This window comes from Pseudomonas sp. 20P_3.2_Bac5 (assembly GCF_025466035.1).
In the GTDB taxonomy this organism is placed as follows: Bacteria; Pseudomonadota; Gammaproteobacteria; order Pseudomonadales; family Pseudomonadaceae; genus Aquipseudomonas.
In genome coordinates, this window is sequence record NZ_JANLOA010000126.1 from 37751 (window position 1) to 51098 (window position 13348).

General features: G+C 63.5%; 13 protein-coding genes and 1 pseudogene. 5 read left to right on the forward strand and 9 right to left on the reverse strand.

Features of this window, described 5'->3' with window-relative positions:
* Positions 1–2: 2 nt before the first annotated feature.
* The 5 genes from metW to NTD88_RS23320 form a co-directional block, all read right to left on the reverse strand.
* Entirely contained in the window at positions 3–623 is a 621-nt protein-coding gene (gene metW, locus NTD88_RS23300) for a methionine biosynthesis protein MetW (protein ID WP_095156339.1), read from the reverse strand.
* 7 nt (positions 624–630) lie between these two features.
* Positions 631–1770 (reverse strand): homoserine O-acetyltransferase, encoded by a 1140-nt coding sequence (locus NTD88_RS23305; protein ID WP_262156351.1) that lies wholly within the window; start codon positions 1768–1770, stop codon positions 631–633.
* 148 nt (positions 1771–1918) lie between these two features.
* A complete protein-coding gene (locus NTD88_RS23310; RefSeq protein WP_095156337.1) occupies positions 1919–2509 on the reverse strand; it encodes a YggT family protein in 591 nt (196 codons plus the stop codon).
* A 10-nt stretch (positions 2510–2519) separates the two neighbouring features.
* A complete protein-coding gene (gene proC, locus NTD88_RS23315) occupies positions 2520–3338 on the reverse strand; it encodes a pyrroline-5-carboxylate reductase (RefSeq protein WP_095156336.1) in 819 nt (272 codons plus the stop codon).
* A gap of 38 nt (positions 3339–3376) precedes the next feature.
* Positions 3377–4063, reverse strand: a complete 687-nt coding sequence (locus NTD88_RS23320) for a YggS family pyridoxal phosphate-dependent enzyme (RefSeq protein ID WP_262156350.1) — start codon at positions 4061–4063, stop codon at positions 3377–3379.
* Positions 4064–4130: 67 nt separating this feature from the next.
* Between NTD88_RS23320 and NTD88_RS23325 the strand changes: the two genes are divergently transcribed.
* Entirely contained in the window at positions 4131–5165 is a 1035-nt protein-coding gene (locus NTD88_RS23325) for a type IV pilus twitching motility protein PilT (protein WP_262128860.1), read from the forward strand.
* Here NTD88_RS23325 and NTD88_RS23330 read toward each other — a convergent pair.
* Positions 5162–5788, reverse strand: a complete 627-nt coding sequence (locus NTD88_RS23330) for a C40 family peptidase (protein ID WP_262156349.1) — start codon at positions 5786–5788, stop codon at positions 5162–5164. The two genes, NTD88_RS23325 and NTD88_RS23330, sit on opposite strands and share 4 nt — an antisense overlap.
* Before the next feature lie 157 nt (positions 5789–5945).
* Here NTD88_RS23330 and NTD88_RS23335 point away from each other — a divergent pair, with 157 nt between their 5' ends.
* Positions 5946–6365, forward strand: coding sequence for an NINE protein (locus NTD88_RS23335; RefSeq protein WP_262128862.1), 420 nt, complete (start codon positions 5946–5948; stop codon positions 6363–6365).
* Positions 6366–6413: 48 nt separating this feature from the next.
* Here the strand turns inward: NTD88_RS23335 and NTD88_RS23340 are convergent, their stop codons facing one another.
* From NTD88_RS23340 to NTD88_RS23350, 3 genes are all read right to left on the reverse strand, one after another.
* Positions 6414–7103 carry an SPOR domain-containing protein gene (locus NTD88_RS23340; protein ID WP_095156331.1) on the reverse strand — a complete coding sequence of 230 codons (690 nt, stop codon included), beginning with the start codon at positions 7101–7103 and terminating at the stop codon, positions 6414–6416.
* A gap of 1 nt (position 7104) precedes the next feature.
* The gene (gene argS, locus NTD88_RS23345; RefSeq protein WP_095156330.1) at positions 7105–8841 is read right to left on the reverse strand and encodes an arginine--tRNA ligase; all 1737 of its coding nucleotides are present in this window, start codon (positions 8839–8841) and stop codon (positions 7105–7107) included.
* Between the two features lie 103 nt (positions 8842–8944).
* Positions 8945–11164, reverse strand: a complete 2220-nt coding sequence (locus tag NTD88_RS23350) for a primosomal protein N' (RefSeq protein WP_262156348.1) — start codon at positions 11162–11164, stop codon at positions 8945–8947.
* Between the two features lie 169 nt (positions 11165–11333).
* Between NTD88_RS23350 and rpmE the strand changes: the two genes are divergently transcribed.
* From rpmE to NTD88_RS23365, 3 genes and pseudogenes are all read left to right on the forward strand, one after another.
* Positions 11334–11546, forward strand: coding sequence for a 50S ribosomal protein L31 (gene rpmE, locus NTD88_RS23355; RefSeq protein ID WP_095156328.1), 213 nt, complete (start codon positions 11334–11336; stop codon positions 11544–11546).
* A 76-nt stretch (positions 11547–11622) separates the two neighbouring features.
* Positions 11623–11775 (forward strand): annotated as a pseudogene (locus NTD88_RS29340) (thermonuclease family protein); the annotation flags it as partial.
* Between the two features lie 179 nt (positions 11776–11954).
* Positions 11955–13223, forward strand: a complete 1269-nt coding sequence (locus NTD88_RS23365; protein WP_095156327.1) for a malic enzyme-like NAD(P)-binding protein — start codon at positions 11955–11957, stop codon at positions 13221–13223.
* Positions 13224–13348: the final 125 nt, after the last annotated feature.

The window sequence follows — 13348 nt, forward strand, 5'->3', positions numbered from 1 at the left end:
AATTAGACCGCGACCTTGTGCTCCTGCAGGCCGGGGCTGCTTACACGATAAATGCCGATTTCCCCTAAAAGATTAGGCCAAAGCCGGCCGCCCCATCCGTTGCGGTGACGATTGTCCACCGCCAGGCGGTTGAGGACTTGCGCACGGCGTTCGCTGCACAGCGCCTCGAAGTCTTCGAAGGTGCAGAAATGGATGTTCGGCGTGTTGTACCAGGTATACGGCATGAAGTCCGAGACCGGCATGCGACCCTTGGTCGCGAGGTACCAGCGGCAGCGCCAATGGCCGAAGTTGGGGAAGGTGATGATGCATTGGCGGCCCACCCGCAGCATTTCGTCGAGGATCCGGTCCGGGTACTCCACGGCCTGCAGGGCCTGCGTCATGACCACCACGTCGAAGCTGTTGCTGGCGAAGTTGCCCAGGCCCTTGTCGAGGTCCTGTTCGATGACGTTGACGCCCTTGGCCACGCACTGGGCGATGTTGTCGGCGTCGATTTCCAGGCCATAGCCCGCGACCTGCTTGGTGTCGCGCAGCGAAGCCAGCAGTTCACCGTTACCGCAACCGAGGTCGAGCACGCGGCTGCCGGCGGGGATCCAGTCCTGGATGATTTCCAAATCGGCTCTCATGGATTCCTCAGCAGACGATGCGGTTCATGTAGTTGGTGAAACCCTGGATGTAGCGCGGGGTCGGGATCAGGAAGGCGTCGTGGCCGTAAGGCGAGTCGATATCCAGGTAGCAGACGTTTTTCCGCGCGGCGATCAGCGCGTCGACGATTTCCCGCGAGCGGGCCGGCGAGAAGCGCCAGTCGGTGGTGAAGGACATCACGCAGTAGTCCGCCGTGACATGGGCCAGGGTCGCAGCCAGGTCGCCACCGTGGCTGGCGGCCGGGTCGAAGTAGTCCAGCGCCTTGGTCATCAGCAGGTAGGTGTTGGCGTCGAAGCGGCCGGAGAATTCCTCGCCCTGGTAGCGCAGGTAGCTTTCGACCTGGAACTCGACACTGTGGAAGTCGTAGTTGAGCTTGTCGCTCTTCAGCTCGCGGCCGAATTTCTCGCCCATGGAGTCATCGGACAGGTAGGTGATGTGGCCCACCATGCGGGCCAGCATCAGGCCGCGCTTGGGGATCACGCCTTGGTCCTGGAATGAACCGCCGTGGAATTCCGGGTCGGTGAGGATGGCCTGGCGTGCCACTTCGTTGAAGGCGATGTTCTGGGCCGAGAGCTTGGGTGCCGAAGCGATGTCCAGGCAGTGGCGCACGCGGTCCGGGTAGGTGATGGTCCATTGCAGTGCTTGCATGCCGCCGAGGCTGCCGCCCACCACCGCCGCCCACTGGTGGATGCCCAGTCGGTCGGCCAGGCGCGCCTGGCTGTGCACCCAGTCTTCCACCGTCAGCACCGGGAAGTCGGCGCCGTAGGGCTTGCCGGTCGCCGGATTGACGCTGCTCGGGCCGGTACTGCCGTTGCAGCCGCCGAGGTTGTTCAGGCTGACCACGAAGAAACGGTTGGTATCGATGGGCTTGCCGGGGCCGATGCAACTGTCCCACCAGCCGGGCTTGCGGTCATCGACGCTGTGGTAGCCGGCCGCGTGATGGTGACCGGACAGCGCGTGGCAGATCAGCACGGCGTTGCTGGCACTGCTGTTGAGCGTGCCGTAGGTTTCGTAGACCAGCTCGTAGGAGGCCAGGGCGCGACCGCAGGCCAGGGCCAGGGGCTCGTCGAACTGCGCCAGTTGCGGTGTTACCAGACCGACCGAATCTTCGGGAAAGACAGTGGACATCGACCCTGCTCACATCTGAATGAGGCGTAAGTCTAAAGACCACCGGAGTGGGCGGCAAGCAATGTGCCGGGGGATGCGGGAATCGATACCGGGCCCGGCGCCACGGGTGTTCGTGGCGCGGGCCTGGCGGGTGTCGCTGACGCTACGATCAGACCAGCCGACGCAACACTTCGGGCATGAGGGTCATGGCCGCGAGGTTGTTGATGACCAGCATGTCGAGCAGCTTGAGCGCCATGAACGCCAGGATCGGCGAGATGTCCAGGCCGCCCAGGTTCGGCAGGATGCGGCGGAACGGAGCGAGGAACGGGTCGCAGATCTGGTTGATCAGCTCGGCGCCCGGGTTGTGGCTGCCTGGCGCGACCCAGGAAAGGATCACGCTGATGATCAGGGCGTAGAAGAAGATGTTGAGGAACAGCGCGGTGACCCCGATCAGCGACCAGATCAGCAACTGCAAAGGGTTGCCGATGGTGCCGTAGAGCAGCATCAGGATCGCGCCCATCAGCGCCATCTGTACGATGATCGCCAGCACCAGCGAAGACATGTCCAGGCCGAACAGGCTCGGGATGATCCGGCGCATGGGTTTCAGCAGCGGCTGGGTGGCGCGCACGGCGAACTGGCTGAGCGGGTTGTAGAAGTTCGCGCGGACCAGTTGCAGGATGAAGCGCAGCATGATGATCAGCAGATAAAGACTGCCGATGGTCTGCAGGATGAAAATTGCAGCGGTACTCAGTCCGATCATTTCACGCTCCTTAGTTGCCCAGTTGTTCGGCCATTTCCGCTGAACGATGTGCCGCGGCGCCCAGCGCCTTCTCTACCAGTGCTTCGAAACCATCAGCCTGGAACGATTTGATTGCCGCTTCGGTGGTGCCGTTGGGCGAGGTGACCCGGCGGCGCAGCTCGGCTGCGTCGACATCGCTGGACACTGCCATGTGAGCGGCGCCCAAGGCGGTTTGCAGGGTCAGCCTGGAGGCGGTTTCTCGCGGCAGGCCGAGTTTTTCGCCGGCGGCGGTCATGGCCTCGATCAGCAGGAAGAAGTACGCCGGGCCGCTGCCGGACACGGCGGTGACCGCGTCCAGTTGTTGCTCGCTGTCCAGCCACAGGGCGATGCCAACCGCCGAAAGCAATTGCTCGGCTTGCTCGCGTTGCTGTGCGCTGACTTCGGCGGTGGCGTACAGGCCGCTCACGCCCTGGCGCAGCAGTGCCGGGGTGTTGGGCATGCAGCGAACGATCGGCTGCGCGCCGAGCCAGTTGTTCATGCTGGCGCAGGTGATGCCGGCGGCGATGGAGACCACCAGTTGCTCGGGTTTCAGGCTTGGCTTCAAGGCTTCGCAGACCGCTTTCATGGCCTGCGGCTTGACCGCCAGTACGACAACGTCGGCGCCTTCGACGGCGCTGGCGTTGTCTGCGAACAGTTCGATGCCGTGTTCGGCGTGGATTTTCGCCCGTTGCTCGGCGCCCGGGTCGCTGGCGCGGATCTGCGCGGCTTCCAGGCCCTGGGCGCGCAGGCCGCCGATCAGGCTGGCGGCCATGTTGCCTGCGCCGATAAAGGCAATACGAGTCTTGCTCATGTCAGGTCCTTGATAGAAGAAGGTGAAAGGTGCATGGATCAGGCCTGGCCATAGTCGCGGGCGCCGAACAGCGCGGTGCCGATGCGGACCCAGGTCGCGCCTTGGGCGATGGCGCTTTCCAGGTCATGGCTCATGCCCATGGACAGGGTGTCGAGGCCCAGTCCGAGGCTGTCTTGAAGGTCCCGCACGCGGGCGAAGGCGGCGTCTTGCGCCGCGCGGTCGTCGGTGGGTTCGGGAATGGCCATCAGGCCGCGCAGGCGCAGGTTTGGCAGCGCGGCGACGGCGGCGGCCAGGGCCGGCAGGTCTTCGGGCGTGCAGCCGGACTTGCTGTCCTCGCCGCTGACGTTGACCTGCAGGCACAGGTTCAGCGGCGCCAGGTTGGCCGGGCGTTGTTCCGAGAGGCGTTGTGCGATTTTCAGTCGATCCACCGAGTGTACCCAGTCGAAATGTTCGGCAATGGCGCGGGTCTTGTTCGACTGAATGGGGCCGATGAAGTGCCAGGTCAAGGGCAGGTCGGTCAATTGTTGCTGTTTGCCGAGTGCTTCTTGAAGGTAGTTCTCGCCGACATCGCGCACGCCGGCGGCGAAGGCTTCGCGTACGGCTTCGGCGGGTTTGGTCTTGCTCACGGCCAGCAACTGGATGCTCGCAGGGTCACGTCCGCAAGCCGCGGCGGCGCCCTGGATGCGGCCGGCAAGCGTGGAAAGGTTGTCTGCTATGGTGGACATGGATTCGATGCCAGCGGGTCATTGGGTCCGGGGCATTCTACCCGCTTGTCAGTCTTTGGGGAGTCTTATGGAAATGACCGGGCTGTTGGCCCTGGCGCTCAGGGAGAGCGCTTCCGATCTGCACCTGGCGGCTGGCCGGGTGCCGAATATCCGTGTGGATGGGCAGATGCGTCCATTGGATCTGCCGCCTCTGGAACCGGCGACGATGCGGGCGCTGCTTGCGCAGATCATGACTGAACGGCAGCAGCGCGAGTTCGAGGAGCGCCGCGACCTGGACTTCGCCGTGGCCTTGCCGGACACACCGCGTTGCCGGGTGAATGCCTTCGAACAATTGCATGGCGCCGGGGCGGTCTTGCGCTTGCTGCCGGAGCGGGTGCCGAGCCTGGAACAACTGGGGCTGGGAGAGGCGTTCAAGCGGTTGGTGGACGTCGACTCCGGGCTGGTGCTGGTCACCGGGCCCACCGGGTCGGGCAAGTCCACCACCCTGGCCGCGCTGGTGGAGCATCTGAATCGCCAGCGCGCCTTGCACATTCTCACGCTGGAAGACCCTGTCGAGTTCATCCATGAGCCGCTGCGCAGCCAGGTCAATCAGCGTGAAATCCACCGCCACAGCCTTGGTTTCGCCCAGGCTTTGCGGGCGGCGCTGCGTCAGGACCCGGACGTCATCATGCTCGGCGAACTGCGCGACCTGGAAACCATCCGCCTGGCCCTGACCGCTGCGGAAACCGGGCATCTGGTGCTGGCGACGCTGCACACGGCGTCGGCGGTGAAAAGCATTGACCGTATCGTCGATGTCTTCGCCGGCGAGGAAAAGGCGATGGTGCGCAGTTTGCTGGCCGAGTCGCTGCGGGCCGTGGTGTCACAGGTGTTGGTGCCGCGAGCGGCAGGCGGGCGGGTCGCCGTGCAGGAGATCCTGGTGGCGACCCCCGCTGTGCGCAACCTGATTCGCGAAGGCAAACAGGCGCAGTTGTATTCAGCGATGCAGACCGGCGCGGGACAGGGGATGCAAACCCTGGACAGTTGTCTTCAGGGGTTGCTGGCGCGTGGAGACATCAGTGGGGAGTGTGCCCGGGCGAACATGCGTTCGCCCTCGGCCTTCTAGCGTTTGGCCAGGCGCAACTGTTCTTGCTGTTGCGGCAGTACGCGTTTGGCCACCACGTAGCGTTTGTCCCAGTACGGCTTGTTCAGCGTGTCGATGGTGACGCGCTTGCCGGTACGCGGGGCGTGGATGAAGCGGTCGTTGCCGAGGTAGATGGCAACATGGTTTACCCGGCGGCTCTTGATGTTGAAGAACAGCAGGTCACCTGGCTTGAGGTCGCTGCGATCGACTTTCACGCCGTGGTCGCCACTGGCCATCGCGTTCGAGGTGCGCGGCAGGTCGACGGCGTCGATGTCGTTGAAGGCGTATTTGACCAGGCCACTGCAATCGAAGCCCTTGCCCGGGGTGCTGCCGCCCCAGCGATAAGGCGTACCCAGCTGGTTGACGGCGCGGCTGAGCACGTCGCTGCTCTGGCTCGGCGGCATTTGCGCCACGGTTTGCGAGGCGCCGTGGCTGCGGCGCGAGTGCTGGGGCTTGCTGGCTACGCTCTTGGTAGAGCGGGTGGCCGTGGAATGGGCGGTCGATCCGGAAAAGCCGGTGGGAAGACGTTGCTCACGGTTGGTGGCGTGGGCGGCCAGTGGCAATAATAGGCAAATGGTCAGCCATGTCTTGAAAAATGAACGCATTAGGCAGGGCTCTTGTTGGTGTAGGCGCGCAACTTTATAACAGCTTTTTGGTCATTTTCTGATCCACTGGTCGTCTCAAAAGTGTCATACGTCGGCTCGATCGGAAAAAGTCACATATTTACTTAGAAAATTTTTCTCTAACCGCGCGAGGCTATGAATGAACGGTTATCAACAGGAAGGGCGTCCTGACACCCACAGCAAGGTCATTGGTTACCTGTTGTGGATATTCGGTTTTCTGGGCGCGCACCGTTTTTACTACGGCAAGCCGGTCACCGGGACGATCTGGTTTTGCACCATCGGGCTGCTGGGTATCGGCTGGCTGATCGACCTGTTCTTGATCCCGGCCATGGACCGCGAAGCCGACCTGCGCTTTCACGCCGGTCCGTTGGACTACACCGTGGCGTGGCTGCTGCTGACCTTTCTCGGGGTGTTCGGCGTACACCGCATGTATCAGGGCAAATGGATCACGGGCGTGATCTACCTGTTCACTGGCGGGTTGTTCCTGTTCGGTGTGCTGTATGACTTCTGGACACTGAATACGCAGGTTTCGATGAAGAACGCGCAACAGCGCTACTGAAAAAAAGGCCCTGATTCTCATCAGGGCCTTTTCATTTGGCGCGGGGGATTACTGGCGGGTCTGGCGCTGCTGCAACAGCAGGTTGTTGAAGCCGCTGCCGGCCAGTTGCTTCTGGGCCACGGTCAGTTGTTCGCGGTTGCTGAACGGGCCGACCAGCACCCGGTACCAGGTCTCTTCCTTGACCGTGCCGGACTCCACCTGCACCGACTGGCCGAGCAGGATGATCTGCGCGCGCACTTTGTCGGCATCCGCCTGTTTGCGGAACGAGCCCGCCTGCAGATAGAACTGCGTGGTGGCGGCCGGCTTGATCACCGGCGGCGCCGGAGGCGGAACCTCGCCGTTGAGCGCGGCCTGGGCCCGGGCGGTGTCGATCTTCGCCGCTTCCGCGGGCGTGACCGGCGGCTGCGCCGGGACGGGCGGGGTTTTCTCAGGCACGGCTTCCGGCGGCACGATCACTTCCGACTCCGGCAGCAGGGTATAGAAGTCGTACTTCGGCTTCACCGGCTGCTGTGGACTTGGCGGTGTCTTGTTCGCCTCGGCGACCTTCTCGGCCTTCTGCTGCTCGGGTTTCTCCCGCTTGACCTCATCCCGACCCGGTTCGAGCTTCATCAGGAACACGATGAAGGCACCGACCGTCAGGCCGATCGCCATCCACAACCAGCCCGGAATCGGCTTTTTCGCTGGTGCCTGGTAGCGGCTGGCGCCGCGCTTCGGGGCGGGTTTCTTCTTGGCTGCCAACTTACATACGCTCCAGGGTTTCCAGGCCCAGCAGCTCCAGGCCCTGTTTCAGGGTGCGACCGGTCAGGGCCGCCAGGCGCAAGCGGCTCTGTTGTTGTTCCGGGGTTTCGGCGCCGAGGATCGGGCAGTTCTCGTAGAAGCTGGAGAACAGGCCGGCCACGTCGTACAGGTAGCTGCACAGCACGTGCGGGGTGCCTTTCTCGGCGACGTTGTTGAGGATCTCGGCGAACTGCGCCAGACGTGCGGCCAGGTCCTGTTCCTGCTGGGCCTGCAGAACGATCTGACCTTCAACTTCGCTGAAGTCCTTGCCGAGCTTGCGGAATACGCCGGCCACGCGGGTGTAGGCGTACAGCAGGTAAGGTGCGGTGTTGCCTTCGAAGTTCAGCATCAGGTCGAAGTTGAAGCTGTAGTCACTGGTGCGGTGCTTGGACAGGTCGGCATATTTCACGGCGCCGATACCGACCACCTTGGCGATGGCGCGCAGGTCGTCTTCCGGCAGCTCCGGGTTCTTTTCCTTCACCAGGGTGTAGGCGCGTTCCTTGGCTTCGGTCAGCAGGTCGATCAGCTTCACGGTGCCGCCGTCGCGGGTCTTGAACGGACGACCGTCCGCGCCGTTCATGGTGCCGAAGCCCATGTGCTCGGTCTGCATCGGGTGGCTGATGAAGCCGGCGCGGCGGGCCACTTCGAACACTTGCTGGAAGTGCAGCGCCTGGCGCTGGTCGACGAAGTACAGCGCGCGGTCCGCGTGTAGGACATTGCTGCGGTAGCGCACGGCCGCGAGGTCGGTGGTGGCGTAGAGATAGCCGCCGTCGGCCTTCTGCACGATCACGGGCAGCGGGTCGCCGTCGGCGGTCTTGAATTCTTCGAGGAACACGCACTGCGCGCCATTGCTTTCGACCAGCAGGCCCTTGGCCTTGAGGTCGCTGACCACGTTGGCGAGGTCGTCGTTATAGGCGCTTTCGCCCATCACGTCGGCCGGGGTCAGTTTGACGTTGAGCAGTTCGTAGGTCTTCTGGCAGTGCGACAGCGAGATGTCCTTGAAGCGGGTCCATAGCGTCAGGCAGTCGGCGTCGCCGGCCTGCAGCTTGACCACCAGGCCACGGGCACGGTCGGCGAAGGCTTCGGATTCGTCGAAACGCTTCTTGGCGGCGCGGTAGAAGTTTTCCAGGTCCGACAGCTCGTCGCTGGTGATCGGGTTCTCTTCCAGGTAGGCCAGCAGCATGCCGAACTGGGTGCCCCAGTCGCCGACGTGGTTCTGCCGGATCACCTCGTCGCCGAGGAACTCCAGAACCCGGGCCACGGCGTCACCGATGATGGTCGAGCGCAGGTGGCCTACGTGCATTTCCTTGGCCAGGTTGGGCGCGGACAGGTCGATGACCACTTTCTGCTGCGGGCCGGCCTTGTGCACGCCCAGCTTGGCATCGGCCAGGGCGGCGTCCAGGCGCGAAGCCAGGGCCTGGGTGTTCTGGAAGAAATTGAGGAAGCCGGGGCCGGCGATCTCGACCTTGCTGATCTGCGGATCGGCAGGCAGCGCGGCGATGAGCTTCTCGGCCAGGTCGCGGGGCTTCATGCCGGCCGGCTTGGCCAGCATCATGGCGATGTTGCTGGCGAAATCGCCGTGGGTCTTGTCCCGGGCGTTCTCCACCTGGATCGCCGGCGTCAGCCCTTCAGGCAGCACACCGTCGAGGGTGAGTTGGGTCAGGGCTTGCTGGATGAGCTGGCGAATGGTGTCTTTCATGGGATTCTCTTTCGACCGCAAGCGCGGCGGCGCTTCGATGCGCAGGTGGAAAAACTGGGCATTATCCGTTGCTGGTGCAAGGTTGCCAACCTTTGGGCCGGCGCTAGTACAGATCTACCGGGTCCACATCCAGCGACCAGCGCACCTGGCGCCCGCCGGGTAACTGTTCCAACACTAGCAACCAGGCACTGATCAGTCGATGCAACGGCGCCCGCGCATTGGCCTGCAGCAGCAGTTGCGCGCGGTAGCGACCGGCGCGGCGTTCCATCGGCGCGGGGACCGGCCCCAGCAATTCGATCCCATGCAGACCTTGCTCGGCCAGCAATCGTTCGGCTGCGGAGCAGGCTTCGTCGAGAAAACCTTCGGCCTGGCCCGGCTTGTGCGCCTCCGCGCGCAGCAGGGCGAGGTGCGCGAACGGCGGCAGGCCGGCGGCGCGGCGCTCGCTCAGGGCCTGCTCGGCAAAGGCGAAATAGCCCTGTTCGGTCAGTTGCACCAATAAAGGATGGTCGGCGAGGTGGGTCTGGATGATCACTTTGCCCGGCTCCTCGGCCCGCCCGGCGCGCCCGGCAACCTGCACGATCAACTGGGCCATGCGCTCGGCGGCGCGGAAGTCGCCGGAGAACAGCCCGCCGTCGGCATCGAGGATCGCCACCAGGGTGACCCGCGGGAAGTGGTGCCCTTTGGCCAGCATCTGCGTGCCGACCAGAATGCACGGCTGGCCGCGCTGGATGGTGTTGAACAACTGGTTCATCGCGTCCTTGCGCGAGGTGCTGTCGCGGTCCACCCGTAGAACCGGGAAATCGGGGAACAGAATGCTCAGGCGCTCCTCGGCGCGCTCGGTGCCGGCGCCCACCGGCCGCAGATCGACGTGGTTGCACTGCGGGCACTGGCGCGGAATGCGTTCTTCATGCCCGCAATGGTGGCAGCGCAGTTCGCCGGAGCGCTGGTGCACGGTCATGCGCGCATCGCAGCGCGGGCATTCGGACAGCCAGCCGCAGTCGTGGCAGAGCAGGGTCGGGGCAAAGCCGCGGCGATTGAGGAACACCAGGACTTGTTGGCCGGCGGCGAGGGTCTGGGCGATGGCCTGCTGCATCGGGCCGCTGATGCCGCTGTCCAGTGGTCGGCTTTTCACATCCAGACGCAGGAAACGCGGGGCTTGCGCACCGCCGGCGCGGTGGTTCAGGCGCAGCAGGCCGTAGCGGCCGGAGTGGGCGTTGTGCAGGCTTTCCAGCGAGGGCGTCGCCGAACCCAGCAGGATCGGGATGTTTTCTTGCCGCGCGCGCACCAGCGCCAGGTCGCGGGCGTGGTAGCGCAGGCCTTCCTGCTGTTTGTAGGAGCCGTCGTGCTCCTCGTCGATGATGATCAGCCCGGGGTTCTTCATCGGCGTGAACAGCGCCGAGCGCGTGCCGATGATGATATCGGCCTCGCCGTCGCGCGCGGCAAGCCAGGCGTCCAGGCGCTCGCGGTCGTTGACCGCCGAGTGCAGCAGGGCGATGCGCGCGTTGAAGCGCTGCTCGAAGCGGGCCAGGGTCTGCGGCCCGAGGTTGATCTCGGGAATCAGGATCAGCGCCTGCTTGCCGGCTTCGAGGGTTTCGCGGATCAGTTGCAGGTACACCTCGGTCTTGCCGCTGCCGGTCACCCCGGCCAGCAGGAAGGCGTGGAAGGTGTCGAAACCGGCGCGCACGGCGTGGAAGGCGGCGCGCTGTTCATCGTTGAGCGGCAGTTCTGGCTGCGCCAGCCAATGTTCGTGGCGGGCTTGCGGGGCATGGCGGCGCACTTCGACCTCCACCATCTCCTTGGCCAGCAACAGGTCGAGGCTGTCCTTGCTCAGCCCCAACTTGCCCAGCAGGCCATGGGCAACGCCGTGAGGGTGCTGGGCGAGGGTGGCGAGGGCTTCACGCTGGCGCGGCGCGCGGGCGATGCGCGGATCATCCTGGCGAGCGTTGAGTGCGACTTGCCAGAAGCGTTCCTGGCGCGCTTCGGCGGGTTCGCCCTGGCGCAACAGCACCGGCAGCGCCCAGCTCAGGGTATCGCCGAGGCTGTGCTGATAATACTGGGCGGTCCACAGGCAGAGTTTGAACAGCGCCGGCGGCAGTGGCGAGACCGGGTCGAGCAGGGCGATCGCCGGCTTGAGCTTGTCTGCGGGCACTTCGCTGTGTTCCGCGACCTCCACCAGGACGCCGATCATCTCCCGGCGGCCAAACGGCACCCGCACGCGCATGCCCGGTGTGAGCGTCTGGCGCGCCATGCTCGCCGTGGCCCTGTAGTCGAACAGCCGCCGTAGTGGCGAGGGCAGGGCAAGGCGAAGAATGACGTCGGACACGCGGAGGCTTCTCTGTAAGGGTAATTCCAGATGCCCGCGAGCCTAGCAGACGACAGTCGGTGCAAGCGACAACTTGCGCTGAGGCTTCGCTCTGGTATTATTCGCCGCCTAATTACGTGCGGTATTCAACAATGGTGTTGGGTGGCGGCACGCAGTCGAGGAAATGGCCATGAAAGCAGATATTCATCCAGTTTACGAAGCGGTTGCGGTCACCTGCAGCTGCGGCAACAAGTTCGAAACCCGTTCGACCTTCGGCAAACCACTGCCGATCGACGTGTGCAACGAGTGCCACCCGTTCTACACCGGTAAGCAGAAGACTCTGGATACCGGCGGCCGCGTACAGCGCTTCGCAGATCGTTTCGGTACGTTCGGCAAGAAGTAAGAATGCGCTTGGCTGGCCCTATAGGTCTGGCTTGGTTGCAAAAAAAGGCGCCCCTTGTGGGCGCTTTTTTTGTGGGCGCGATTTGGCAGTTGCCGGCTTTGGCGTTCTCTCTGGCGACCATTTCGAAGCGGTGCTGGATCGTTCCCGCAAAGGGGCGCTGAAACCGGGTCAGCAGCGTTGGTGGCTGCAATTGACCGACCCGAGCATGCTGGAAAGGGCCAGAAGATAAAAAATTGTGGACATTTTTTTGCTCGATTGTACACATCGAAAGCCGCGTACTACGCGGCTCTTGGCGGAAAGTCGTAGCTTAAAGGCCTTGACACAAGTGACCGGGCAGTCTTGTCGGCCCTTGGCTCTTTGCGTATCCTCGGCGGTCCGTCAGAACAGTAAACAAGCGGAATGCCCACCATGTCAGACCTGAAAACTGCCGCTCTTGAATATCATGCTCAGCCTCGTCCGGGGAAACTGAGCGTAGAGCTTACCAAACCAACCGCAACCGCTCGTGACCTGGCGCTGGCCTACAGCCCGGGCGTCGCGGAGCCGGTGCGTGAAATCGGTCGCGATCCCGAGCTGGCCTACAAGTACACCGGCAAGGGCAATCTGGTAGCAGTGATCTCCGACGGTACCGCCATTCTTGGCCTGGGTAACCTCGGCCCACTGGCTTCCAAGCCAGTGATGGAAGGCAAGGGTGTTCTGTTCAAGCGTTTCGCCGGTATCGACGTGTTCGACATCGAAGTCGACTCCGAAAGCCCGCAAGCCTTCATCGACACCGTCAAGCGCATCTCCATCACCTTCGGTGGCATCAACCTCGAAGACATCAAGGCACCTGAGTGCTTCGAGATCGAGCGCGCCCTGATCGAACAGTGCGACATCCCGGTTTTCCACGATGACCAGCACGGCACCGCCATCGTGACCGCCGCCGGCATGATCAACGCCCTGGAAATCGCTGGCAAAACCCTGGCCGACGCCAAGATCGTCTGCCTGGGCGCCGGTGCTGCGGCCATCTCCTGCATGAAACTGCTGGTGAGCATGGGCGCGAACATCGAGAACATCTTCATGGTTGACCGTACTGGCGTGATCCACGCTGGCCGCGACGACCTGAATCAGTACAAGGCAGTATTCGCCCACGCTACCGACAAGCGCAGCCTGGCCGACGCTCTGGACGGCGCCGACGTGTTCGTCGGTCTGTCCGGTCCGAACCTGCTGAGCGCTGAAGGCCTGAAGTCGATGGCGCCAAACCCGATCGTCTTCGCCTGCTCCAACCCGGATCCGGAAATCTCGCCAGAGCTGGCCCACGCCACTCGTAACGACGTGATCATGGCTACCGGTCGTTCCGACTACCCGAACCAGGTCAACAACGTTCTGGGCTTCCCGTTCATCTTCCGCGGTGCCCTGGACGTTCGCGCCAAGCGCATCAACGAAGAAATGAAGATCGCCGCCGCCAACGCCCTGAAAGACCTGGCCAAGCTGCCAGTTCCGAAAGAAGTCTGCGACGCGTACGGTGTTGCGGGTCTGGAATTCGGCCGTGAGTACATCATTCCGAAGCCGATGGACTCGCGTCTGCTGACCGTCGTTTCCGATGCTGTGGCCAAAGCCGCCATCGAGACTGGCGTAGCGACCCTGCCGTACCCGAAACACTACCCGCTGACCAGCGTGGATGAAGTGTTCAACGGTTGATCCGCTGACGTAACAAAAGAAAGCCCCGGCTCGTGAGAGTCGGGGCTTTTTTGTTGGGCAAACAGGGTGGTTTGGCGCGGAACCTGTGGGACCAACCGTTAGCCGCGAAGGGCCGCTCCCGCAGA